Origin of the sequence: Bartonella sp. AA89HNZF, from assembly GCF_042196905.1 — a bacterium.
GTDB lineage: Bacteria > Pseudomonadota > Alphaproteobacteria > Rhizobiales > Rhizobiaceae > Bartonella.
The window spans coordinates 1-236 of sequence record NZ_JBHIRD010000145.1; the positions used below are offsets into that span (position 1 = coordinate 1).

Here is a 236-nt window from a genome sequence, read left to right on the forward strand (position 1 = left end):
GCATCTGTTGCCGCAGAATTGGCTGTCAATTTTGCCGCATTAGCAGCAATCTTCGCTTCGTTCGATTCATCTTGCATTTCCTCCGCTAGCTCTTTGGCTTCTTCTGCTAGAGCTTTTGCCTTAGAAGCCGACGTGACAACGGTTTCTAAACTACCTTTGACTTCGTTCGCTACTCTTTCTGCTGTTAAAGCCTTTGCATTGATAGAAACAATATCTTCTGTTGCTTTCTTTGCTAA

General features: G+C 43.6%; 1 protein-coding gene. It reads right to left on the minus strand.

The annotated features are described in order from the left end of the window. A partial coding sequence (locus ACFIN0_RS10195) for a hypothetical protein (protein WP_375702501.1) occupies positions 1-236 on the minus strand: 236 nt, incomplete at both ends.